Raw genomic sequence first — 24918 nt, 5'->3', positions numbered from 1 at the left:
GGAAAAATATGAGTGATTTATTTAAGGGATTTGATCAGTTGATAGAATTGATCAAAACTTTAGAAGATAAAATTGAAAGTGGCGAAGTTAAGACAGATGTGCAAATTAACTCACGCTCCTTCAGCAGTATTCCCAGAACTGGAAATATTCCCCGTAGCAGTAATAAAGGTAGTGATGTGGGAACTAGTCGTATCCGCACGCCTTCTACTCCCACTCCTCCGGGTGGTGATGCAGGTTCATCTGAACCCGTTGTGCCCCCAGACCCTAATTCAGGGATGACGCTCAAAGATATTGGTGGACTGAGTGAAGTTCTCAAAGAACTCAAAGAATTGATTGCTGTTCCCCTAAAACGTCCTGACTTGCTGGCGAAACTGGGTTTAGAACCTACCCACGGGGTACTGTTGGTTGGGCCACCAGGGACTGGTAAAACCCTCACTGCTCGTGCTTTAGCGGAAGAACTAGGAGTGAATTACATTGCGCTAGTGGGGCCAGAAGTCATCAGTAAATATTACGGTGAGGCGGAACAAAGACTGCGGGGTATCTTTGAAAAAGCTGCCAAAAATGCACCCTGCATTATCTTTATTGATGAAATTGATAGCTTGGCTCCCGACCGGAGTGCGGTGGAAGGGGAAGTAGAAAAGCGGCTGGTGGCCCAATTGTTAAGCCTAATGGATGGTTTTTCTCACAACCAAGGTGTGATAGTTTTAGCCGCTACTAACCGTCCCGATCATCTTGACCCGGCATTGCGTCGTCCAGGAAGATTTGACCGAGAAATCCAGTTTCGGATTCCTGATGGTGATGGACGGAAGGAAATTCTGCAAGTTCTGACCCGGACTATGCCGTTAGATGAGACAGTGAGTCTGGAATTTATTAGCGATCGCACTGTAGGATTTGTTGGGGCCGACTTAAAAGCTGTCTGTCAAAAAGCTGCTTACTCGGCTCTGCGTCGTCAGGTTCCTTCCATTGATGTGCAAGTGCCGGAAACCATGACCATCAGCCAGGCTGACTTTCTGCAAGCACTCAAAGAAGTTAAACCAGCAGTGCTGCGGAGTATGGAAGTAGAAGTTCCCCATGTGGAATGGGATGATATTGGCGGTTTAGAAGCAATTAAACAAACCCTGCGGGAGTCAGTAGAAGGGGCATTATTGTATCCCGAACTGTACCGCCAAACTAAGGCTGTTGCTCCCAAAGGTATCTTACTGTGGGGCCCACCGGGAACAGGTAAAACCCTATTGGCAAAAGCTGTTGCTTCCCAAGCTAGAGCTAATTTTATTGGTGTCAATGGCCCAGAATTACTAACCCGGTGGGTGGGAGCCAGTGAACAAGCGGTACGGGAATTATTTGCTAAAGCCCGACAAGCAGACCCCTGTGTGATATTTATTGATGAAATTGATACCTTAGCACCTGCACGGGGAACTTATACTGGTGATTCTGGTGTGAGTAATCGGGTCGTTGGTCAATTACTGACAGAGTTGGATGGCATAGAATCAGGGGCAACGATTTTAGTGATTGGGGCGACAAATCGCCCGGATGCCCTTGACCCAGCATTATTACGGGCAGGAAGGTTAGATTTACAACTTAAAGTTGACTTACCAAACTTAGCCAGCCGCCTAGAGATTTTGCAAGTCTACACCCAAGGACGACCCATGTTAGATGTAGATTTGGAATATTGGGCCAATAAAACAGAAGGTTGGAATGGCGCAGATTTAGTTTTACTCTGTAATCAAGCCGCGGTAGAAGCAATTCGCCGTTTCCGCGCCCAAGGAGAAACAGACCCAGCAGCGATTAGAATTACCCTTGATGATTTCCAATATTCCTATCAAGTGTTAATGCAGCAGCGAGCAGTATAGAAGACTAGCTGTGGCGATCGCCTCTCAGGGTTAAAATATGCTCACAGGGTGCAGTGATAGTTAATCTCAGTCGCACTTTGTGAGCTTTTTAATTGCTCTGATTGCCACTGCCAACACAAAAATTTGCACCTTCGCTATTAGCATTGCCAAAAATCACTTTAGGCTGCATCATCCACCTCGATGTTAGGAACTAAAATCTTGCCTGTATAACCTGCATTGTTATAGGCTTTCAGAACTTGAGTGGCGATGGCTTGTTCTGCACCTAAGGGAACTAGCGCTACACAAGCACCACCAAAACCAGCACCTGTAAGCCTTGCACCCAATACCCCTGGAGTCGTCTGTAAAATTTCTACCAATGTATCTAAAGCGGGTACAGAAACTTCATAATCATCCCGCAAACTAGCATGGGATGCGTTCATCAATTCACCAAAAACCTCTGGTGTGACTCCTTGCACAGCTTCTAAAACCCGGTTATCTTCCGTCACCACATGACGAACGCGGCGGTTTAATGGTTCTGGTAATGTTTCTGCTACCTTTGCATCTGTAATATCTCTTAAAGACTGAACTCCTAATAAGTTTGCAGCCTCCTGGCACTCAAGGCGACGTTGGTTATAACCGCTAGTGGCGAGGGTGTGAGGGACACCACTATCTATAACTAAAGTTGTTGTACCGTCAGGGAAAAGAAGGACACGACGTTCTAAGGTGCGGGTATCTAAAAACAAAAGATGTTGAGTATCAGCCAGACTAGCCGCCATTTGATCCATAATGCTGCATTGGACACCTGCATAATGAATTTCCCCTTGTTGGGCCAATTGGGCAATTTCTACATCATCAATTGGTAAGTCCAAAAGTTGGCGAATAGCCCTGAGTGTTGCGACTTCCAACGCTGCGCTGCTAGATAAACCTGCGCCCATGGGTACTGATGATTTCACATACACATTTAGTGGCGGAATCCTATATCCTGCTTGTTTTAAAACTTCAATACAGCCAAAAATATAACTAGCAAATCCTGAAGGTGTATGATTAATATCTAAAATTTTTACCCGTTCTTGCAGATTTTCTGAATAAAACTGATGTCCTTGCTCACTAAAACCTAGCTGTACTATTGTCTGCTGGGGAATAGCTGTAGGTAGAACAAAACCATCATTATAGTCAGTGTGTTCACCCAATAAATTCACCCTGCCTGATGCACTAGCTTGGGTTTCAGGTAATTGATTAAATATTTGTTGAAAAGTCATAATTATTCTCTCTTCAACTCAATTTCATCTGTTAATACCCATGCCTCTTCCTGTGTAACTAACAATTCGGCGATACCAGTTTCAGCCGTCAACAATACTGTAGGAGACGCACCACCAGTCGCCCAAGTAAACCAGTCTGTACCACGCAGACGCAAACCCCCAATCCCAATTTCAGAGATGGTTTGTCTGATGAACCCCAGTTTCATGGAAACTTCTTCGTTCATAGGAACAACAAAGATAGATAGGGACTATTATCAAATCCCTCTGGTTCTGTGTGCGTCTGTCTGAGGTTTTGAATCTAGGTTCTCTGGTTGCGATTCAAAATGTTATAGAACTCATTTGGTATCTATTCCCCCACTTAAAAGCCCAATACTCATATAAGTTTCATGAGTCTGGTAGTTATTTCTCATGATTTTTCGGTTTCCTGAACCCTTATAGTTGCTAGGGTGCTTAAAACGAATTTCCTAAAGCTTTTGTATTTCAAAAAAAGATACCAAATAGATTCTATACTTGCTTGCAATCACCATTAAAGCCAGATTATTCAAAAATTTGGTGGAATTTGCTATTTGAGTTACAATAACAACCTGCTCAACTTAATTTTGTAACAATAGAGGTAAAAGTTTCCCAATACTTCTGTTAGCAGTAGGTATTATTTTACCAAAGAGAAGGAATCTAACAAATGAGTTCGTATGCTTTTTGGAACAACAAAGGCGGAGTAGGAAAAAGCTTTCTTTGCTTTGTAGCTGCTTCTGAATATGCTCACCTTTATCCCGATACAGATGTTTATGTAATTGATCTGTGTCCACAAGCTAATGTATCAGAAACTTTATTGGGGGGATATCTTAAAAGTCCTAAAGCTCTTAATTCTTTAAGTAGAAAGACACCTCGTGCAACAGTAGCCGGCTACCTAGAAGCACGTCTTAACTCACCTTTCCGAATGATTCCAGATGTATCTCCTTATGTATGTGAGCCAAAAGAATTTAATCCCCAAATTCCAGAAAATTTAAGGCTTATATGTGGAGATAATCTTTTAGAAATAATTTCTGAAGCAATTCGGCAGACTTCTCAACTGCAAATCCCTATAGATGCTTGGAAACAAGTGCTGAGTTGGATTCGGGATTTAACAGTTGCTTTGCGTACACATAGTGGTGAGCGGGATACTCTATTTTTAATTGACTGTAACCCTAGTTTTGCTGTATATACACAACTCGGTTTAGTTGCGGCAGAGGGTGTAGTTGTACCATTTACTGCGGATGATAGTTCGCGTCGTGCCATCGAAAATGTGGTAGCACTTCTATATGGTATCAGTGATCCCAATACGGCTCCGTATGCACGAATTAGTTTTGCAAAACGCGCAAAAGATGAAGGCTTATCTGTACCAAAATTACATACATTTGTAAGTAATCGGGTAACTGTTTACGAAGGTAAAGCTGCCTCCGCATTTATAGCTGTAAATAAAATTATTAAGAAAACTATGGATGATATACATCAGAAAAATCGTCATATTTTTGCTAATCCTAAAGATTTACCCAGCCAAAGTTTTATTGAAATTCCAGATTATCACAGTGCTTGTGTAGTTGCTGCAACTACTGGTACTCCCTTACATAAACTTAAACCAGGCCCTAAAAAAATTGGTGATGAGCGAGTGCAATTAAATCCAGAGCCATTACAGAGGTATCGAGATGCACTGGAAGAATTTGTAAATTGTCTCTAAGAGTATTACAGTGCCATCACCAGCAGCATTAAAATATAATCTAGTAGCTCAGAAAGCTCGTGTTTTACGTGATACTGCTACAGATATTCGCCTACGCCCAATATTAAATAGCCACACTCAAATCTATTACCATTCAGCTTTAGCAATGTTTGTAGCAGGATGGGAAACTTATATAGAAGAACTTGTTCGCAACTTTTTTGATGTAACAGCAAACCCTTTAGATCCTCAGTTTTATGCTGTACATTCCCTTGCGAAAAATGCTGCGGAACGTTCGCTCAAACAATTTAATACGCCAAATGCAGATAATTCTCGTAATCTTTTGGTTCAATATACAGGTTATGACCCTCTAAATGATTGGGTTTGGTCAAAGAGAAATATAAATGCACTAGCTACTCGACAGATGCTAAACGATATTCTGCAAGTAAGACACAGTTTTGCACATGGTTTTCCCATTCCTGCGAATTCCTGGACACAAACGCCAACAGGAAAAATTAGACTGACAGCTAAAGCTATCAAAGATGTTGATGCGTTATTCAAATATCTTGTAGGAGTCACTGATGCTGGTATGAAGCAACATATTCAAACTATTTATAATATAGTTGTAAGCTGGTAATATATCATTATTCTTGATAGATAAGAATTCACTACCTTAGTTGATTTTTATGGCTTATTTTCTACGTCAAACCAACCTGGGTAGATTTCGATTTTAGTTTCTTATGAAAAATAAGCGCATCTTATGACAGATGCACTTGTTTTAGTTTTAATATTTTCCCTTTATGCAGAAATTGGGATTTGCAAATTGACGCGCATCGTCTCTCACTGCTTCGCTTTCTCGTCTGGTAAAGCGTTGTTAGCAAACATCCCAGCAGCAAGTTCTGTTCCTGGCACTTCAAGCGTCAAGCTATGACTCTGTAAAACTCGGCTTTGAGCGATTTCAACTCCTGTAAAAACATTCTGATATCATCTTTGTATTTAATTAATACAAAGATTATGCAAGCAAGCTTCTTGAGTGCGGTTGTGTTACCAATCGCTTTGGCCATAATCATGCTAGGAATGGGGTTATCTCTTTTACCAGAAGATTTCCAAAGGGTAAAGAAATATCCCAAAGCCGTTGCCATTGGCTTGATTAGTCAGTTAGTTTTCTTACCTATTATTGGTTTTATCATTACTAAAGTATTACCCATGCAACCAGTGATTGCTATGGGGTTAATGATAGTGGCATTATGTCCGGGTGGGGCATCCTCAAATATTTTTACATTCCTGGCTCAAGGAGATGTTGCACTTTCAGTCACTCTCACAGCTTTTAGTAGCCTAATTACAGTTTTTACCATTCCCATTTTAGGAAACCTCGCTTACCAGCACTTCATCGGCCAAACTGCTGTCATTGCTCTACCTATTGGCAATACAATACTACAAATTTTCCTTATGACTCTACTGCCTGTAGGCATAGGAATGGGTGTGCGACAGATATTTCCAGAACTTGCCCGTCGTCTGGAAAAAGTCACTAACCCCTTGGCAGTAGTTTTACTGGCAATTATTATTCTCATGTTGATTATTCGTGAGTGGAATCGTCTTCCCGGTTTTATTGTTCAAGTTGGCTTGGCTGTGGTGCTATTGAATATTATTTCCATGTTGGCTGGGTTTTATGCTAGCAAACTGTTTAACCTCAGTCCTGCACAACAAATCTGCATTGCCATTGAAGTAGGGATTCAAAATGGTACACTAGCGATCGCTATTACTGCCGGATTACTCAACAATCCTGACATGGCTATACCGCCAGCTATTTACAGTTTATTTATGTCTGTGACTGGATTTATTGCTGTTGGCTATGGAAGAAGGTTAGCTAAGGCCAGTCATCCTACTCCCCAACCTTTAGATAGCAAGGCTTAAAAAACATGATCCAAACTTCATAGGGCAAACTTCATAGGGTGTGTTATGCCATCGGCTAATGCACCGTTCCCATATTTTTCTCAATTAGTTCAAATTCCTATTTGCTCCTGCAAACATTCCCTATTATTACGTCCTATTTTATACATGTTGATGGATATTAAAGATTAATCATAGACAAAATACTGTTGTATTCATAACTTTATCAAATGATAGATTTATTCTATTGTCATACTTGATTTTGGTATATTCCGAAGAACAACAAAGTTTAATATTTAGCTGGTTGCAATAATTCTTAAATTCTTTATTGCCCTCAAGGTGTTATTGGCATTGCATTAATTAATAACACTTTGGGGTATATATTTATGAATTTTTCAGAGCAACTGAGTTAAATGATGCTGTTAAAAGGGAGATGCATCATGAGTAAAATTAATGGATTTGTCGGACGGCGAAATTTTTTAAAATTAGTAGGTGTAGGTACTGCTGGTCTAGGTGCCAGTGCTGTTGGTAGTGTATTGTGGCAAGGAGAATCGGCTGTTGCTCAACAACCTACCTACACAGAAGCAAAGCCCAAACCAGTCAATCCTCAAGAAGCTTTAGCTAGACTATTGGAAGGCAACAAAAGGTTTGTTGAGGGCAAACGTCTTAACCCTAATCAGTCAAAATTAAGATTGCAAGAAACATCTGTAGCTCAATATCCTTTTGCTGCAATACTTGGTTGTGCAGATTCTAGAGTACCTGCGGAAATTGTTTTTGATCAAGGATTAGGTGATTTATTTGTTGTCAGGGTAGCTGGCAATGTGGCGAGTCAAACAGCTATAGGTAGTTTAGAATTTGCTACAGCTGTGTTAGGGGCCCAATTAATTGTCGTTTTAGGTCATGCTAGGTGTGGTGCAGTTGTCGCGGCAACTAAAGGTGATCCATTACCTGGAAGAATTGGTGTTTTCGTAGAAGAAATTAAACCTGCGGTGGAAAGAGTAAGAAATAAAACAGGTAGTTTAGAAGAGAATTCTATTATTGCCAATGTCCAATATCAGGCTGAAAAATTAGCAGAAAGTTCGACAATTATCAGAGGTTTAATTAATGAAGATAAAGTGAAAATTGTTGGCGGTCGTTATGATTTAGCCAGTGGTAAAGTTACTTTGCTGACGTAATTTTTAATTACAGCTGAACTTCTCGAGTGCAGATGTTGTAATTCTGTGGTCAATCCTAAACTGGGGAGTTCAGACTTCAAATTCTCTCCCTCAAGCAAATTTAACAATTTATATACAGTAAGGCTGCCCACAAAACTGGGAAAGCCTCGCTGTGTAAGTATCATCTATCTTCTCTTGGGCTAATTTCAGGCTAATACTCATACCTAGCTTGATACTCAAGAGCTTCGTTGATACCGCCTACCTGTTGGTAGATATCGCTTTGACTTAAATAAATATCTTTTTGTTTATCAGCAGAGGAGTCCAAGTGCTCAAAATGTAGTTGTATTTCTTTACTGATTGGGTTAACAACTGTATTCAGGTATTTTAATCGCCAGAACACTCGAAAATTGTCGAGATCAGCAAACTCATATATCTTTCCTGGTTCTAAATTTAGCTCAGTCATAATCACTCTCATCCAGTTAATAATTTTGCATCTGGATATTTTAAACCTTAGGGAAATTTCCCTATATTCAGCATAAGTATTGCTGTTTTATAGTACCTCTATCAGATGAGATGGCTTGACTTTGTGTAAGTTATAGTTCAGGAGAATACAGAAAAACGAAATGAGGCGCATACAATCCACCTGAAATGGTTGACGGTGCATTAGCCTAACTTGCTAATTCCTGTATTTCATTATACGCCTAGAATATTTTTTATCCTATGTTCTTGGAGTCAGCGTTAATTTTATTATTTTATACACTAATACTCAGTTTACCTGCAATGTATTGTATTAGAGGTCTAGCATTGCTAAACCTCACTTATAAAGATAGATAAAATTTGCTTGATACCAGGTGTACTCACAAAAAATGCCGACCGATATTTAAACTAGTTTGAGTGAAGATTAACTGGCTTCTTGTAAAACATTTTCTGAATTTTGAAGATGATTCTTATCGTCTAACTGGGCTGTAATTTCCCATGATTCTAGCTGCTTTTGCAACCAATTGCTAAACAATTCACTCATGATTTTGAGGCGAATTTGTTCTGTTAATTGAGGCTTGATAATTTCTTCTACCATAATAATATGCGCCCCTTTGGGTGTAATAATTGGTTTCAGGAGTTGGGGCGGATTGGCTGCAAAAACTGCGGAGGCAATTTCTGGGCGTAAATCGCTACGGTTACGAATACCTTGATATCCTCCTGCCCGCCGTAATTCAGGATTTTGAATATATTGACGGGCAATTTCTTGAAAGCTAATTTCCCCTTCTTGGAGAGAATAAAACAATTCTAGGGCGATATCTTCATCATCTAGAATCACTTCATAGGTAACAGCTGCTGTATAGTCTAGCTGATGGGCATAAAAAAATGATTCTACCTTTTCGGCAAATAAATGATGGGCTAATTTAGCAGATAATAAATTGGTTTGGGCAATTTCTTCAAAATTATCTAAGGAAAGATAATGTTTTTCTAGCCATGTCCATGTATCTTCAGCTTTAATCAGTCTGTGGGCTAATCTGAGATTATCTGCTGCTTGTTGTAATTCCTCTAAGCTAATAGTAATTCCTTCTTTATCAGCAGTTTCAGCAATAATTTTTCTAGTGGCGATCGCTTCCAGTAAATTGGGTATTTGACAAGATATTTTGACATGATAGATAATATCTTCTGCTGAAATTGATAGGGATTTGGACATGGGTTAATTCCTCTCGGCAAAATCAAATCATCAAGCATGAGTTGATGATATGGTTTGATTAAAGATCCAAGCCGTCTTTTTGTAGTTTTTTAAATGGATCTAAGATAAAGTCAATCACTCGACGCTGACGCACAATTACTTCTGCGGTTGCTGTTTGACCTGGTGTTAAGGGAATGCGTTTGTTACCAACTTGAATATAAGGATTTTCAAAAGCGATATCTAACTCATAGTTTTCGCTACCTTGGGGATTATTTTCCTGAACTTTGGAGTCAGGTGAAATCCAGGTAACTTTGCCTTCTAATACACCATATTCTTGGAAAGGATAGGCATCAAATTTGACTTTGACAGGCATTCCTACCTTGATAAAGCCACTTTGTTGACTGGGTATACGTGCTCTCAAAATTAAGGGGGCATTTTTCGGTGCCAGTTGGGCTATCATTTGCCCAGGTTGGACAACTACACCAGGTTTTTTGATTGGTAGTGCAAAGACTGTGCCATCAATGGGCGATCGCACCACTCTTTGTTGTAATTGTAATTTAAAGGCTGTAATCTGGCTCTGGGTCTGGCCGATCTCAGATTTAACAGTGGTAATTTGTGACTGTAAATCTTTGAGTTGTTCCTGATTTTTCAGCAGTGTCAGTTTGCCGGCTTGTAGGACACTTTGATAACTACTTAATTCTTCTTCTAAGCGTAGCTTTGCCTGTTCAACATCTGACTGGGCTTGATTCATAATAGATTCATAGCTGCTCAGTTGCTCCTTTAACCGCAATTTAGCTTGTTGAATCTCAGATTTGGCTTCCTCTTGTAACCGTTGACTATCTTCAGCAGTTTTTTCTAATTCCACCACTTTGGTTTGAGGAATTGCACCTTCTTTTAAAAGTAGGCGATAACGTCCTACTTCTGCCATATCTCGACTCAATCTACTGGTGGCTAGACGATGGGAAATATGAGTAGATTTAATGTTTTGTGTGGCTTGTTCAATTTGTGCTAATTTTTCCCATTTTTGTAAATTTAAGGCGCTACGTTTAGAATCTAAATTTTGTCTGGCTTGATTGACTTGGGCCAGTTTTTCTAAGGCTTGAGATTGATTTTGTTGTTCTTGAATATTAATCGCCAACATGACTTGATTTTTAAGTAAATCTAATTGCCCTTGACGATTAATTAAACCTTCTAATTTGGTTTGTGCCTGTTGTAATTCTGTCCGTAAAACATCTGATTCTAATTCCACTAAAACCTGTCCAGCTTTGACAGTTGCACCTTCTGATACATTGACCGATGTAATACTGCCAGTTACTGCACTATCTAATGTCTGGGTTGCACCTTGGGGTTCTATCCGTCCAATGGCCCGTCCAGTTTCATCAACTTGAGCCAACATAGTCCAAGGAATAGTAACTGCGGCAAAGGTAACAATTAAATATAAAATTGAGCGTGTCCATGCTTTTGGTAAAGCCTCTAATAATTCCTCTGTGCCGTAAAACCAATCATTTTCTTTAACCAGTATTTCTTGCTGGGTTAAAGGTGGTTTTAATGGGGATGGCAAGTTCACAGTAGATGATGACCGATATGTTGTATTAGGCATAATCAATATCAAAATTTGGCTGAGATTTAATTAGCTGTTCCCTAAATCTCAAATCTGATGATGCCAACACAAAATGACCGATGAAGCCCTGTAAATTAATTTAGCAAATTTAACTAGTTTGTGCTAATTGTTGTTGATTGAGATAAAAATAATGTCCTCTTTGCGCAATCAGTTCCTCATGAGTACCTTTTTCTACTAAAATCCCCCGATCTAATACTAAAATTAGGTCTGCATGACGCACTGTAGATAGGCGGTGAGCAATAATTAAACTGGTGCGTCCTTTGAGAATTTGTTGTAAATTTGTCTGAATAATCCGCTCAGATTCAGCATCAAGATGACTAGTAGCTTCATCTAAAATTAACAGACGTGGATTACCTAATAAAGCCCGTGCGATCGCTAAACGTTGGCGTTGTCCTCCTGATAACATTCCCCCACCTTCACCAATCTCTGTTTCATATCCCATAGCCATGCGTTTAATAAATTCATCTGCACCCGCTAATTGGGCTGCGGTGATAATTTCTTCTAATGATGCTTCAGGATGGGCAATGCTAATATTTTCCCTAATTGTTCCACCAAACAAAAAGGTATCTTGGTCAACAACGCCAATTTGTGAACGCAGTGATTGCAAGGCAATCCTAGTCACATCTTGATTGTCAATTAAAACTCGGCCATCTGTCGCTGGATATAGTCCCAATATTAGCTTAGAAAGAGTTGTTTTACCGGAACCACTCCGTCCAACGACAGCTACAGTTTGTTCTGGCAAAATTTCAAAACTGAGATTTTCTAGAATGTTAATTTCGTTATCTGGGTGATAACGAAAGGTGACATTTTCAAAACGAATTTGACCACGTAGTCTAGTTAAAAATTGGCGGGGATTTTGTTCTAGGTCTTCTTCCGGTTCTGCTTCTAAGACATCATTGATTCTTTCGGTGGAGACAATCACTTCCTGTAACTGATTCCACAGGACAATTAACCGTTGAAAAGGCTGAATAATATTCCCTAACAGCATATTAAATGCGACTAATTGCCCAATGGTAAGTTGGTTTTGAATCACTAACCAAGCACCAAACCATAGTAAGCCTGTCGTGACCAAAGATTGAATAGTGGAACTAAACAATTGCAATTGATTACTTACTACCTGGCCACTAAAGGTTTTTTTCGTTAAGTTATTGAGCAATTCTTCCCAGCGCCAACGCACGGTTTGTTCAATAGCCATGGAACGAATGGAGGAAATACCAGTTAAGCTTTGAATTAAATAGCTATTTTCCTTTGTTCCAGCACTAAATACATCCCGACTAATGCGGCGTAAAAATGGTGTAGCAAAGAAGGCTAAAAAAACAAAAGGTGGCACAATTGACAAGGTAATCCACGCCATCGGTGGACTGTACCAAAACATCAGCCCTACATACACAAATACTGTCAATAAATCTAAACTAATCGATAATGCTTCTCCAGTTAAAAAACGCTGAATTTTCTGATTTTCTTGGACACGGGAGACAATATCACCAACGTAACGGGATTCAAAAAATGATAGGGGTAGGCGAAATGTATGCCGCATAAAACCCACTAACAAAGCGACACCAATGCGGTTGGCGGTATGGTCTAGTAAATATTGTCTGAGTCCATTAATAGCGACTCGAAATAAACCGAAAATTAGCAAGCCAAAACCAACTGCATTTAAGGTGATGGTGCTACCTTGGACAATGACTCTATCTAATAACAGTTGGGTAAATAAAGGTGTGACCAAACCAAAGATTTGAATTAACACGGAAGCTACAAATACTTCTAGTAAAACTTGGGTATGGGGTTTTACTAAGTCAAATAATTGCCAAAATGGGGAATTAGCTTCCGGTGTTTCTTTAAGGGTGGTGGTGGGTTGCAATAATAAAGCATAACCAGTCCACCCGGCTTTAAATTCTTCTATTTTGAGTTGACGTTGACCGATAGCGGGATCAGCAACTATGACACGGTTTTTGTTGACTTCATAGACGACTATGTAATGCTTACCTTCCCAATGAGCGATCGCTGGTAGGGGTTGTTGTGCTAATTTATCAAAACTAGCCTTTACTGGACGAGTGGCAAAACCGATGGTTTCTGCTGCCGTAGTCAGGCTTCGCATCGATGCACCGGAACGGTTAACGTTGGCTAATTCCCGTAGACGATTGATACTTAAGTTTTTACCCCAGTAACGAGCTATCATCACTAAACAGGCTGCACCACAGTCAGAAGGACTTTGCTGGCCAATAAACGGGTATCGCTTGGTAAATTTACTCCACCAATTTCCCACCGCTACTTTAGGAGTAGGAAAATAAGCGCGGCGTTTTTTAGCTGGGGGTTGAGTTTTGGGGGTATTTTCCTGGGGAAGAACTACATTCCGGTTTTTGGGCTTAATTTCCCTTTTGGCTACTTGTAGCTGTGTTCCTGTCTCGCTGAATTGAATTAATTGAGGCCAATGTTGTAATGCCGTTTGCCAATGGGAATGGGATAAGCTGTAGACAATGGTAGGTTGGGTAACTTGCCAAGTTCCCTGAGAAGGATTAACACCCATCTCACCGTTGGTTAATCTTTGTCCTTGGGAATGAACGATTTCCCCCTGTCGCACTAACCATAGCTTGGTTTCCTTGGTAATTGGTAAGGTTCCCGGTGCGAGAGTTTGTCGTGTAAAAAGAGATAGGGCTGTTAAGGTATCTTCTACTGATTCACAACGGGGAAGAGTAGTATTTTGGCTGCATAACAGTACACTATCCCAGAGTTCTGCCGTAGTTAACAAGCGATCGCCCAACTCCGGTATCTGTGCCATCACACCTTGCAGAATCTCTTGTCCAAGATAACCCACCTGCAAATTTACAGAAGCCCTGGCAACATAATAGCTAAACTTTTGTTCTGGAAATAAAGTTAACTCTCCAAAAGAATACCCTGTGGTCAACGTAGTAATTAAGTTATTCCTAGCATCAAGTAACCTCACTTTCCCCGCTAAGACAATATAAATCCCTGGTTTAGCAGTTGTCGATTGCCAAAATTGCTTGGCTATTGGTGGAGTAATAACTTCTAAAGCAGGGAGACAATCTTCCAGCACTGCCGGTGACAGCAATTCCCCAAAACAATGGTTAATTTGCGCTGTTAAATGTTCCTGAGAAAACCCTGATACCATTGTCTAATCTCCAAAAACTTAAGATTGATTAGTCTGAATCAAATTAAATGACCAATGAAAACTACTTTCTGAGGTAGATGGCAAATCACCAATCTTAATACCGTCATGATTATTAGGGGTATTTTCTGCTGGCAAGGAACTTTTTTTCTTTGTCGATAGTCCCATTTGCTTAAGCAAGCGATTAATGTGGCGATCGCTAATTTCTATTCCCAACTCGTTAGCCAAATGTTTACTTAACCATTGTGCTGTCCAAGAACTAAAAGCATAGCCATATTCACGAGGACTCTTACTTACTAATTCTTTCAATCTTTCAATATATTGATTATTGACAATCTTCGGTCTACCTATAGGTCGCTCATTCCATTTATGTGCCATTCCAGCTTCAGCTATGCCAATCCAATAACGTGCCATTTCTTGAGAACAACCAATAGTTTCACAGATATGAGACTGGGATTTACCCATATCTGCTAACAACATGATTTCAATGCGACGGCGATATTCTGGTTGTAAATTGTTTTGTAAATTTTTGAGTAAAGCCTTACGTTGAAATGGCGTTAAAAACTTACTTACTTGTGTTTCGTTTACATCAAACGCCCTGTCTTCACCAGAATAGTATGACATAATTATTACCACTCATTGTCTCTACGGAAATTCAGGCATTTTGATAGGTGCAACCTGATCATCTGGCGGACAATTTGGAGATTTATGGGGATGTTAAATCTAGCCTTTATCTTCAATAAACAAAGACTGTCAATCTATCCGCGCTAAATATCATCTGAAGTCGATTTCAGTTAATGAAGTTTTAATTAAATAGAGATATTGGGTAAAATTTCACTTTGCTACTTACACTAACTGAAAATAAAAATTTTATCATCAGCAGAGAACCATAAACTTAAACTTATTACCCCGCTAAATTATGTTGATGTGTCTCTAATGACAATGATTCATTTTCAAATTTTCCTAGATTTTTCAATTAAATTCATAAGCTTCATGAAATCTTTATTTATAATTCACATTTTTTTAGCCAAGACTTTATATTATCTTGCTCTAAAAAATATATGAGTTGCATTTTTTAAATGTTTAACAATAGCTTATTATCTGGTTATTCAAACTATAGGTAACCCAGCCTAGTGATGATTCGTAAAACAAAATGATGGTATCCTTCCCCAGTTAGATAATAATCCCTTTATTTTGAGTTACAAAAAAAGAAGCTGTAAAAAATTCACAGCTTCTCTGCTATTGTTATATAAATTGCCAATTTATATAGCGGTGATTATCCTATTTGGGAGGAATAGGTGAGTAATTTTCTCAAACTAGTACAATCATCATCATGTTCATTATCAATTAGATTAAGCCGTCACTTTCTTTTTACCCAACCTACTTTTGCTGATCACATTATCCTCTATAATTATTATCTGCAAAAGACAAGCTAGTTATTACCTCATCTTAATTAGTGATAAATATACATCTATCCACATAAAGAACCAACTAGGCACTAAATGGTAAAAAGAACCACCAATAGTCACGATTAATCATTTGATACCAAATCAGATGGCAACATGAAGTTGATGTAGTTGATGGTCAGACACAAGTGTTATAGAGTGGGAAAAATGGTTAATTAAACAATTCCACTAGTGAAGTTGTTACTTATAATCTACAAGATTTTAGTAGTGTATATTTGCCATTATGGCACTAATAAATATACTGTTAGGCATATTTATGTAGGTAGAGCGGAAGTCTGTAATCTCACTGCATCGCAATTACAATAAGCTTACGACCTCTGGTGACACTCAACCTACAATGTGTGTTTACTCCACTATCATGCCGTAATTTAGGCTGATAACTGCTCCCTGTTACTTCCATGTAATTCAGCTTTTTGCTTACCTCCAACTTCCAGATAAGCGATGTCTTTTAGTTTATTCAAACAGTTAGTTTTCAGATGACTATCAGACCTTTTCTCTACAGCAGATGTGGCTATTTTCATCTTTTCATTCTGCTGTGAGTTTGACAGACCCAAGCGAGAATTTTCTTTGAGAAGTCGGTTATAAGTACGGTAGGGTATATAATGCATCGGATTGTAGCCTACAAATCGTAGCATTAACACACAGGCCCAAGAATACTTACCAGCTAGAATTGCTTCTACTACTTGATCCAACTGTTCAGAATGAATTTTTTTATCTAAGCTACTACTGCCAGAAATGTCTTGATTCATAGTGTTAGTTGTCTTTGCATTAAGTAAACTAATCCAGATACTCCCATTGCTTTTTTGACAATAGGATTTAACAAACTGCTGATTTTGCAGTTATGTAATTAGGAAAAGGAATTTATTGGTAACAATGTGTGAGGAGATGCTGAAACGAGCAATAAGTAATCAATAGATACATCCAGAAATTATTTAACTTCTGAGTATTTTTCATAACCTCCAACAGTAAAGCTTACCCTCCCATATCTCTATATTTATCTTTGGTGTGGATACCTGTAGATAAATACGAGAAAATCTTAGTTGTGTTGTGAGTAGATGCTTTTGTTCTCTTGAAACTTCCCAAACCCTTGCTCAACATTTGACCCTGGTATTTAGTTGTATAACTTCTTGCCAAACAAGCTGAGATTTTGTCAAATCAAATATCTGAGACATGTATGGATTTTAGAAGATGATTCAAATATGAATCTCAAGAGTTACATTATTATTTATACTATTTTTTATCTCTAATGTCATCTGCTTAATTAGTATTTTAGCAAGTTAAATTTCCTGACCTCCCCTAGACATTTACTGATATGTTGTGCAGCTTTTATTTTTGTCCCTTATTTGTCAATAAATGAGGGGTAATACCCCTCATTTACTATCTTAATTAATTTATAAATTGGGGTGCTGCTAGTCATAATTTATATCATTTTTTTGACTATTGTCAAAACATTTTTATCTAGACATTTTTTACGACAAGTGGATGGTGTAACCAGTTAATTACAACCCTGACAATTCCCTGACATACGGCTGTTGTGGATTTAGTGTGTGTAGGACAATCAACCCTAGCCATTCAACATCTGAACAGGTAGTTAAAGACTAATGATTGAGTAGAGCGATATATTTATTTAACAATCTGTAAATATGTCAAAATATTTCGGCAAAAACCACGTCGTATCAATCATCTGTGATTTATGTCTACTAGATTCAGCAAAAAATAACTATGATATTAATTTGAAAATTCTTAATTCGTTGCTAAAAAAGCATCTTTATTAGTAGTATTTCTAAATTTACGAATAATTAACTCTATTTATCTATAGCAAATCATGAATCTTAATTAAGAAACTCAAAATGTATTGGCTAATTTTTCATTTTTATCTGCATACATAACTTAATGTCAGAAATTTATCTCCAGCGGTCATGACATAAAGTCAAAGTATCAATCTGAAACAATAGCAAGTACATAGGATGTCAATATTTAAAAATTATAAATATATACCCGATAACTGCGTTTTTGAAATATCTGAATACGTCCCTTGACACTCGACCAATCAGACGCTATATTATAAATCCGACCTTGATCCAGACCCATAAACTATCAGCTATCTCTTCAACAATTTCAGAACAACACAATCAGAACAACCTTGATAGTTGTGATTACACAACTTCACTCATGATCCTAAACGGTAAAGGCTTATTATATAACTGAAAAATTTGTTTTGCCAAGAGTTGCGTCTGGAAAGATTCATCCTCAAATTTATCAAATCACTTAACTCGCAGTCAGGAAGGATGAGGGAAACATTCTACTTCTTTAGTCCCTGTGTCTCTGTTTAACTCTCAGCTATAAACTCATTCATAATCTCAAGTTGACATACAAACGCAAGCACAACATTCTTAGTATCCTGACTACAGGTAATGGGTGAATGTTGAATATTAACTTTCGCATTACAGATGGCAACAGGAGCATAATTGAAAACACGAGTTGGAAGTTTAAATATTTCAACTCTTACAATTACTAATTTTTTTTCTGTCTTCCGGAAACAACTAGTCAAGAAAATTGAAAAGGGTATTATCTGATATAGTTCTGTTACAGAAAATACTTTTTAGCTTTAAAAATATAAATAAATTCTGAATTTTTTCATCCCATTTCAATTTAATTGGTGAAGGGTTTGCCCATAGTAAACCCCTACGAAAAATTTAAATCAGGGAATAATACTGTTGTAACCGGAATTGATATTAGTTTACCGTAGCGTTTTATAGAGTAGGACTTACGCAAGATTAACCTGTTTTCGTCATTCCGAACGTAGGGAAGCAATCTCAAACCCATATTTTTCGTAGCCTATGCGTAATTCCTGATAGAAATTTCATCAAACTCTATATTATTGAATTTATACACTGGCCAATTCTTCTAATTGATTCAGTGCTTCTTTAGCTGATAATCTTAATTCTTCTTCAGTAATATCAAATTCAGGGTCTTCAATTAAATCGGAATCGCTACAGTACGCATCTACATCAGCGAACAATTTATCTAAAATATTGAATTGTTTTTTAGAAGAAAAATTATTTTCAACTTTAAACATCTGGATAAACTTCTTCTCAAACTCATTAGCACTAATTGTTCTTGATACAAAATCTTTTATCAAATTTATATATACATTTATGCTCATAGTTTTAGTATAAGGATTATATAAATTAAGCACAGCTTCATAAATAAACGGTATCAGAAACATCTATCTTTCATAAAGATGAGGGAATTTCCCCCATCTTCAAATTAACATTTCAAGCTGTTGATATTAACCACCCCCAAGATTCCCTGTTGTGAGAAGTGCTTCCACTTGTGGACAAGAGAGTTTCCACCCACTTATGAAAGTGTTATTTTCATTGCAGACGACATTCAACCTAGTAGTGGGGTTAAAGTAGTGTATAACAGGTTTCCCACGGAAAGTACCTCTGATCTCTTTAATGTCATCACTTAGCATATGAGTTTCTAGAGCATTCTCCCATTCAGATATGTTCTGACTGTTACAATCGCCTAGTACCCCAAAATCACTAGCGTGCTTGAACTTCTTCAGAAGCTGCTTTCCTGGGTAGGTAATATATTTAGTTTTTACTGTCATTTAAATATAGTGTTTTATATAATTTTTATAACAATATCAATTTATTGATTATTTGTCAATTCAGTTAACAAGAAATAAGGTTAGGTTAAGCAATAGGGAAAATCAACAAAAGTATTGATGATGTTGGGTTTTCTTGGTTCAACCCAACATACACCATTGAGGTTTTTGACTGTGAAAGTAGCCTTTATTTAGTAGCAGATGATATGACTAGATAAATGGCCCAAATTGCCATGGCCCGTAGATAAACGCTAGCGCGAAAGGTTCCAGCAGGGGTAATGGCTTCGGGAGTGCGGAATTGTAACCCGTTGTTGTAAATTTGCTCTACAACCGCTTGAGTTAGCTGCATTGCCTCTTGTTTCATGTCCATTTGGGTTAAAAAAGCTGCTAACCCAAAGTTGATACCTGTCCAAACTTCTAGGGGATGGGTTGCTTTGGGGTTTTCTGGGGAACCGTCGGGAAGCACTCCGTTAGCAGCACCGAATTGACCGTCATAGAATTTGAGGAAACAGGCATCATAAATGGTGTTTAAGGCTAAGAGGGCCCGATCGCTTGGTACAATATCTGGTAGTCCCAAAAGTCTGGCGTAAAATTGACCACACAATTGATCTGCCATGACCACATCTGAACCACTTTCACTATCTAAGCGGTAATATTTACCATTCCACAGTTTCTCTTGATAAATTGGTTTTCCTTGCTGTAACCAACTTTGATAAATAGATTTTTGGGTTTGTGTATCTCTGATATCTTGCAAAATATCACAAATAGCGATCGCACTTTCTAAAGCTGCTAACCACAACCCTCCACAATAAGCACTGACACCATTTAACCTCCAGTCATCAAAGGTTTGGTCTGGTGCACCGGAATTTTCCGGTATACTATCCCCATCTAAATCGAATTTTTTCAGATAATCTAGAGTTAAGACAATTCCATCCCAACAATCTGCCAAAAACTCCACATCATCCCCACCAGTCAAGAGAAAGTCTCGATATACCTGCAAAACAAAGTCACAACCTAAATCTTTCCACTGATTGCAATCTTGATAAGCAGTATAGTTGGTTTGTTGCCATACATGCTCATTGGGTGCACCTAAATCATGGGGTGTAGCACCGGCAACTTTGCGGAATGCCATAGGACTTTCGGCATTGATAACTAAATAGTAACCGATGATTCTGGTTCTATCATCGTTTTCAGGTATAGCCCTAGCAAATGCGCGAATAACGGCCTTTTCCAATTCTGGGAATAACATCAACAGTGCGAAGGAACCGTATAACCGCACATCTAAACTTTCATACCAACGGTAATCTAAACACTCTAATACTGCAAATTGACCCACAGGATCGATTTCTGTCGCAGCACTCCAGAGAGTTCCCCCACTGGTTAAGTCGTAGAGTTCATTAAATAAAGCCATTTTGAACCAGTCTGGTAAGTCCTCTCGGTTGAGAATAGGTGCTTGCCAGGATTGGATATGCGATCGCCAATTTTGATATTCTTTAAGAGCATGGGTCGCAATCTGCCAAGCATTTTCACCATTACAACCAAAAAAGTCTGTATATCTGCGGTAATATTTCACCCCTTGTGCAAACTCTGTCACCGGAAAATCCCAACTGAGGACAAAGGGAACCTCTAAAGTTTCCCCCGGTTGCAAAGTAAAGCGCACCGCAACCGCAGCACCTAAACGGGTATTTTCATCTGCTGGACTTTCATCTTGATAATTAGGTAAAGAACCATCTTGACTAAAACTTTGCCAAACATCCTCCCCATTTCCTACCGCATTAAACCGGGAATGATGAAATATTTCTACTCGTGGGTCTTTGAGTGTAGCAATACACCAACTTCCATCCCCTTCTTCGACCGTTTCACCTCTAGAAACTTGACCTAAAACACAACCCACATATTGATTATCTTCAGCTAACCAATTATAGTTACCTGCACTTTCTCCCCAATAGGGCCGATATTCATACACTGGACTCCCATCATCCCTAAACTTTACTTCTGGAGATTTCAAAGCATTAGTAAACCAACCAGTCATATTTTCCCAAGTCAGCATAATGCTGATGGTAATAGGTGCATGGGTTGGATTATGTGCTTTCCACAAAAAAACAGCCACAGGGTAACTAGTTTCTTGATAGTTATTTGCCCAAATTGGAGAAAATTGCTCACAAGTTAATTGCGTTTGCAAAACATTTTCATACACAAACCAACTGCGGGGATAAAGCGCATGATAAGTGCCTATATTTTGTGAATTATCTATAGAAATATTTTGATACCACTGCCAAGATTTTAAACTGCCATCTGCTGGTGGTTGAGTACATAAAGCATAAGCTTGGGTGGCATTATTCCCAGACTCAAATACACTAAATTGACAAGCAGGAACATTTTTAAATACATGTTCACCTCCATCAATATGCCAAAAATTAAAATCTCCCCGTGAAGAACGACCGATACAACCTGCTCCAAAGCCACCTAAAGGCATTCCGTGCCAAGGGCCATCATCAACATTACTAGCATAGCGGACAGTGTAGGGTTTATCCCAACCTAAACCAATGGGACGGTTCCAGGTACATGAGGGTATTTGCGTTTGAATTGTCATGGTTTGAGTATCACAGGTTGACGCTAATGAAGACTAGCGCGATGTGTGATTTTTCTCAAGTCATGTTCAGAATCTTTTCTAATCTCCATTGGGACTGTGTGATTAAAAATGCTGAGGTTATTTAGTTTTGGAAATTACTATTAATTATTGGCTTGGCGGTTAAAAACAGTATGATTGAGAAAAATATGACTATTTATTTAAATTGTAAACCAATTCATAAAAAACTTTATATATGCTTTGAAAGTAAGAGACAAAATTCGGGAAAATTGCAAAATATATATGTATATATACGAAATTTACAACCTTGGGAAATGGTGTATAATTTTAACTTAAAATGCTTCTAATCCATTAACATGTAGACTGTGGAATTGTCTATACCATCGTTTGGGTGAAAGGAAAAATTACCAAATGGTTAAATATTGGCAATATTTTTGTTTAGGACTATTTTTGACCTTATTGACTTTATTTCCCCCTTTGGTAAATAACAGACCATGGACAAGTCTAGCAGTGGCTGTGGAAACACCAGGTAAGACCACACAAGCACAGCTTCAATTAGCATCAACGCCCACTGAGTTAGTATCAGCAGGGAAGCAGCGTTATCAATCTGGGCAATTTGCTGAAGCGATCGCCCTGTGGCAGCAAGCATCAGTAATACTCGCGAAATCAGGTGATTTTGTTAACCAAGCTGCCGTCCTCAGCAATTTAGCCTTAGCACACCAACAATTAGGTCAATGGCCACAGGCAAATCAAACATTATCAGCAAGTTTGGATTTGCTCAAAGCAGCCAAATCACCAAACAAAGACATTGAAAATCTTCTCGCTCAAGCCTTAAATATTCAAGGTAATTTACAACTGGCTCAAGGACAAGCAGAAGCAGCATTTGCTACTTGGCAACAGGCAGTTGATATTTATACTCAACTCGGTCAACAAGGGGAAATTAACCGCACCTTACTCAATCAAAGTCAGGCTTTGAGGGTGATGGGATTGTATCCTCGTTCTCGCAAGATATTAGAAACAGTTAATCAAAACCTGGAAACTCAACCAGATTCTATCTTCAAAGCCATTAGTTTATTGAATTTAGGCGACACTCTCCGAGTCATGGGGGATCTGAATACCGCTTCTGAAAGTCTGCAAAAAAGTTTAGCGATCGCTCAAAAATTCAATTCCCCAGACCACATTACCTTAGCACTCCTCAGTCTAGGTAACATAGCCTTTTTTCGGCAAGATATGAAAGCTGCCCAAGATTACTATCAACAAGCCATATCCCAATCTCCCGCAGCCCAGATCAAACTTCAAGCCCAACTGAATTTATTACGGTTGTTAGCAGACACTAAACAATGGTCAAAAACGGAGACTTTAATTACTCAAATCGCACCGCAAATCCAAAATCTCACACCCAGTCGTCCCCATATTTATGCCCAGGTAAACTTTGTTCAAAGCTTGCAAAAGATTTCCGTCCACCAAAAATCTGTTTATGACCAGCTAGCAGCAAAAACTTTAGCCCTTGCTATTCAACAGGCAAAAACTATCGGTGATCAAAGGGCAGAATCCTATGCCCTTGGTTATTTGGGTAGCATGTATGAACAAACTCGGCAATGGCCCCAAGCCCAAGAGTTGACAGAAAAAGCCTTAATCTTAGCCAAAATTAGCAATGCCGCAGATGTATCTTATCTTTGGCAATGGCAACTAGGAAGAATTTCTCAAGCCACTGGTAACACCCAGTCAGCTATAGAGTTCTATGACAGTGCGGTGAAAACCTTAACTGATATTCGTAACGACCTCATTGCAGCTAATACCAATATTCAACTGTCCTTCCGAGATAGCGTCGAACCTGTTTATCGAGAGTTGGTGGCCTTACTGCTACAATCACCCAAAACAGCACAGGTCAGTCAATCCAATTTAAACAAAGCTAGGGACGTGATAGAAGCCTTGAAATTGGCCGAATTGGATAATTACTTCCAAGAGGCTTGTTTAACTGGTCGCGTTGCCAAAATAGACCAAGTAGACTCCCAAGCAGCGATTATTTACCCGATTATTCTCAGCGATCGCCTGGAAGTAATTTTTTCTCTGAGCGATCGCCCCTTACATCATCATACGACCTTCATTTCTCAGACGGAAATCGAAAAAATCATCGAGAAAATGCGGTCTTCCCTCAGACCTGCTACAGGTCAAAGAGCAAGATTAGCGATCGCTAAACAAATTTATGATTTACTCATCCAACCATCAGAGGCCGAACTAGCTAAAAATCAAATCAAAACCCTCGTCTTCATTCTCGACGGATTGATGAAAAACCTGCCCATGGCCGCATTGTACGATGGTCAGCAATATCTGGTAGAGAAATATAGCATTGCTCAAACCCCAGGACTACAACTCCTTGCTCCCCAACCCATCCAAAGACAACCACTCACCATGTTAATTGGTGGCATTAGCGAGGCTAGACAGGGCTTTTCTGCCCTTCCTGGAGTCAATGTGGAAGTCAAAGGCATCAACGCCGAAATCCCCTCCAAATTGCTCTTAAATCAAACCTTCACCAGTACAGACATCCAAAACCTCATCCGTACCACACCCTTCCCCATCGTTCACCTAGCAACCCACGGACAATTTAGCTCCAAAGCCCAAGATACCTTTATTCTTACCTGGGATGACCGTCTCAATGTCAAAGATTTAGGTCAATTACTCCAATCAAGAGACCAAAACAGCCGCACACCCATAGAATTATTGGTTCTTAGTGCTTGTCAAACCGCTAAAGGAGATAAACGCGCCCCTCTGGGACTAGCAGGGGTAGCAGTCAGGTCAGGTGCCAGAAGCACCCTAGCCTCCCTTTGGCCTGTTGACGACGAATCTACCTCTGAATTTATGGTTGAGTTTTACACCCAACTATCCAAATCTAAGTTAACCAAAGCGGAAGCAGTGAGAATGGCTCAATTAAAGTTACTTAAACAGCCTAAATTCAAACATCCTTTCTATTGGTCTCCCTTTGTCTTAGTGGGGAATTGGCTGTAAAATTGCA

Annotated in this window: 17 protein-coding genes; 6 read left to right on the top strand and 11 right to left on the bottom strand. The window is 39.0% G+C overall.

Annotated features, from left to right (window positions below):
• The first annotated feature begins 8 nt into the window (after nucleotides 1–8).
• Nucleotides 9–1850: an AAA family ATPase gene (locus H6G73_RS04300; protein ID WP_190601718.1), complete on the top strand. Its 1842-nt coding sequence runs from the start codon at nucleotides 9–11 to the stop codon at nucleotides 1848–1850.
• 158 nt (nucleotides 1851–2008) lie between these two features.
• On the opposite strand, the gene galK is transcribed toward H6G73_RS04300, so the two are convergent.
• The gene (galK, locus tag H6G73_RS04295; protein ID WP_190601717.1) at nucleotides 2009–3088 is read right to left on the bottom strand and encodes a galactokinase; all 1080 of its coding nucleotides are present in this window, start codon (nucleotides 3086–3088) and stop codon (nucleotides 2009–2011) included.
• Between the two features lie 2 nt (nucleotides 3089–3090).
• Nucleotides 3091–3312: a hypothetical protein gene (locus H6G73_RS04290; protein ID WP_242034112.1), complete on the bottom strand. Its 222-nt coding sequence runs from the start codon at nucleotides 3310–3312 to the stop codon at nucleotides 3091–3093.
• 455 nt (nucleotides 3313–3767) lie between these two features.
• Here H6G73_RS04290 and H6G73_RS04285 point away from each other — a divergent pair, with 455 nt between their 5' ends.
• From H6G73_RS04285 to H6G73_RS04270, 4 genes are all read left to right on the top strand, one after another.
• Nucleotides 3768–4802, top strand: coding sequence for a ParA family protein (locus H6G73_RS04285; RefSeq protein ID WP_190601716.1), 1035 nt, complete (start codon nucleotides 3768–3770; stop codon nucleotides 4800–4802).
• Between the two features lie 10 nt (nucleotides 4803–4812).
• On the top strand, nucleotides 4813–5415 hold the full coding sequence (locus H6G73_RS04280; protein WP_190601715.1) for a HEPN domain-containing protein: 603 nt from the start codon (nucleotides 4813–4815) through the stop codon (nucleotides 5413–5415).
• A gap of 377 nt (nucleotides 5416–5792) precedes the next feature.
• Nucleotides 5793–6692, top strand: a complete 900-nt coding sequence (locus H6G73_RS04275) for a bile acid:sodium symporter family protein (protein ID WP_190601714.1) — start codon at nucleotides 5793–5795, stop codon at nucleotides 6690–6692.
• A gap of 416 nt (nucleotides 6693–7108) precedes the next feature.
• Nucleotides 7109–7843 carry a carbonic anhydrase gene (locus H6G73_RS04270; RefSeq protein ID WP_190601713.1) on the top strand — a complete coding sequence of 245 codons (735 nt, stop codon included), beginning with the start codon at nucleotides 7109–7111 and terminating at the stop codon, nucleotides 7841–7843.
• A gap of 190 nt (nucleotides 7844–8033) precedes the next feature.
• Here the strand turns inward: H6G73_RS04270 and H6G73_RS04265 are convergent, their stop codons facing one another.
• From H6G73_RS04265 to H6G73_RS04225, 9 genes are all read right to left on the bottom strand, one after another.
• Nucleotides 8034–8285 carry a hypothetical protein gene (locus H6G73_RS04265; protein WP_190601712.1) on the bottom strand — a complete coding sequence of 84 codons (252 nt, stop codon included), beginning with the start codon at nucleotides 8283–8285 and terminating at the stop codon, nucleotides 8034–8036.
• Between the two features lie 438 nt (nucleotides 8286–8723).
• Nucleotides 8724–9509 carry a peptidylprolyl isomerase gene (locus H6G73_RS04260; RefSeq protein WP_190601711.1) on the bottom strand — a complete coding sequence of 262 codons (786 nt, stop codon included), beginning with the start codon at nucleotides 9507–9509 and terminating at the stop codon, nucleotides 8724–8726.
• A gap of 58 nt (nucleotides 9510–9567) precedes the next feature.
• Complete coding sequence (locus tag H6G73_RS04255) at nucleotides 9568–11088, bottom strand: HlyD family efflux transporter periplasmic adaptor subunit (protein WP_190601710.1); 1521 nt, start codon at nucleotides 11086–11088, stop codon at nucleotides 9568–9570.
• A 109-nt stretch (nucleotides 11089–11197) separates the two neighbouring features.
• Nucleotides 11198–14239, bottom strand: coding sequence for a peptidase domain-containing ABC transporter (locus tag H6G73_RS04250; protein WP_190601709.1), 3042 nt, complete (start codon nucleotides 14237–14239; stop codon nucleotides 11198–11200).
• An 18-nt stretch (nucleotides 14240–14257) separates the two neighbouring features.
• A complete protein-coding gene (locus tag H6G73_RS04245; protein ID WP_190601708.1) occupies nucleotides 14258–14860 on the bottom strand; it encodes a helix-turn-helix domain-containing protein in 603 nt (200 codons plus the stop codon).
• A gap of 1210 nt (nucleotides 14861–16070) precedes the next feature.
• Nucleotides 16071–16451: a HetP family heterocyst commitment protein gene (locus tag H6G73_RS04240; RefSeq protein ID WP_190601707.1), complete on the bottom strand. Its 381-nt coding sequence runs from the start codon at nucleotides 16449–16451 to the stop codon at nucleotides 16071–16073.
• Nucleotides 16452–18589: 2138 nt separating this feature from the next.
• Nucleotides 18590–18868, bottom strand: coding sequence for a colicin immunity domain-containing protein (locus tag H6G73_RS04235; protein ID WP_199317602.1), 279 nt, complete (start codon nucleotides 18866–18868; stop codon nucleotides 18590–18592).
• Between the two features lie 126 nt (nucleotides 18869–18994).
• Nucleotides 18995–19318: a colicin D domain-containing protein gene (locus H6G73_RS25075; protein ID WP_190601706.1), complete on the bottom strand. Its 324-nt coding sequence runs from the start codon at nucleotides 19316–19318 to the stop codon at nucleotides 18995–18997.
• A 184-nt stretch (nucleotides 19319–19502) separates the two neighbouring features.
• Nucleotides 19503–21908 (bottom strand): GH116 family glycosyl hydrolase, encoded by a 2406-nt coding sequence (locus H6G73_RS04225; RefSeq protein WP_190601705.1) that lies wholly within the window; start codon nucleotides 21906–21908, stop codon nucleotides 19503–19505.
• Between the two features lie 408 nt (nucleotides 21909–22316).
• On the opposite strand from H6G73_RS04225, the gene H6G73_RS04220 reads away from it, so the two are divergent.
• Nucleotides 22317–24911, top strand: a complete 2595-nt coding sequence (locus H6G73_RS04220) for a CHAT domain-containing protein (protein WP_190601704.1) — start codon at nucleotides 22317–22319, stop codon at nucleotides 24909–24911.
• The last annotated feature ends 7 nt before the right edge of the window (nucleotides 24912–24918 follow it).

This window comes from Richelia sinica FACHB-800 (genome assembly GCF_014698825.1).
Lineage (GTDB): Bacteria > Cyanobacteriota > Cyanobacteriia > Cyanobacteriales > Nostocaceae > FACHB-800.
The sequence above is the reverse complement of the archived record's forward strand: the minus strand, read 5'-3'. Positions and strand labels throughout refer to the sequence as shown.

Excerpts from the sequence above, each read along its gene's own strand:
- H6G73_RS04300 (WP_190601718.1), top strand. The coding sequence starts at position 9 with ATGAGTGATTTATTTAAGGGATTTGATCAGTTGATAGAATTGATCAAA.
- galK (WP_190601717.1), bottom strand. The coding sequence starts at position 3,088 with ATGACTTTTCAACAAATATTTAATCAATTACCTGAAACCCAAGCTAGT.
- H6G73_RS04290 (WP_242034112.1), bottom strand. The coding sequence starts at position 3,312 with ATGAACGAAGAAGTTTCCATGAAACTGGGGTTCATCAGACAAACCATC.
- H6G73_RS04285 (WP_190601716.1), top strand. The coding sequence starts at position 3,768 with ATGAGTTCGTATGCTTTTTGGAACAACAAAGGCGGAGTAGGAAAAAGC.
- H6G73_RS04275 (WP_190601714.1), top strand. The coding sequence starts at position 5,793 with ATGCAAGCAAGCTTCTTGAGTGCGGTTGTGTTACCAATCGCTTTGGCC.
- H6G73_RS04270 (WP_190601713.1), top strand. The coding sequence starts at position 7,109 with ATGAGTAAAATTAATGGATTTGTCGGACGGCGAAATTTTTTAAAATTA.
- H6G73_RS04265 (WP_190601712.1), bottom strand. The coding sequence starts at position 8,285 with ATGACTGAGCTAAATTTAGAACCAGGAAAGATATATGAGTTTGCTGAT.
- H6G73_RS04260 (WP_190601711.1), bottom strand. The coding sequence starts at position 9,509 with ATGTCCAAATCCCTATCAATTTCAGCAGAAGATATTATCTATCATGTC.
- H6G73_RS04255 (WP_190601710.1), bottom strand. The coding sequence starts at position 11,088 with ATGCCTAATACAACATATCGGTCATCATCTACTGTGAACTTGCCATCC.
- H6G73_RS04250 (WP_190601709.1), bottom strand. The coding sequence starts at position 14,239 with ATGGTATCAGGGTTTTCTCAGGAACATTTAACAGCGCAAATTAACCAT.
- H6G73_RS04245 (WP_190601708.1), bottom strand. The coding sequence starts at position 14,860 with ATGTCATACTATTCTGGTGAAGACAGGGCGTTTGATGTAAACGAAACA.
- H6G73_RS04240 (WP_190601707.1), bottom strand. The coding sequence starts at position 16,451 with ATGAATCAAGACATTTCTGGCAGTAGTAGCTTAGATAAAAAAATTCAT.
- H6G73_RS04235 (WP_199317602.1), bottom strand. The coding sequence starts at position 18,868 with ATGAGCATAAATGTATATATAAATTTGATAAAAGATTTTGTATCAAGA.
- H6G73_RS25075 (WP_190601706.1), bottom strand. The coding sequence starts at position 19,318 with ATGACAGTAAAAACTAAATATATTACCTACCCAGGAAAGCAGCTTCTG.
- H6G73_RS04225 (WP_190601705.1), bottom strand. The coding sequence starts at position 21,908 with ATGACAATTCAAACGCAAATACCCTCATGTACCTGGAACCGTCCCATT.
- H6G73_RS04220 (WP_190601704.1), top strand. The coding sequence starts at position 22,317 with ATGGTTAAATATTGGCAATATTTTTGTTTAGGACTATTTTTGACCTTA.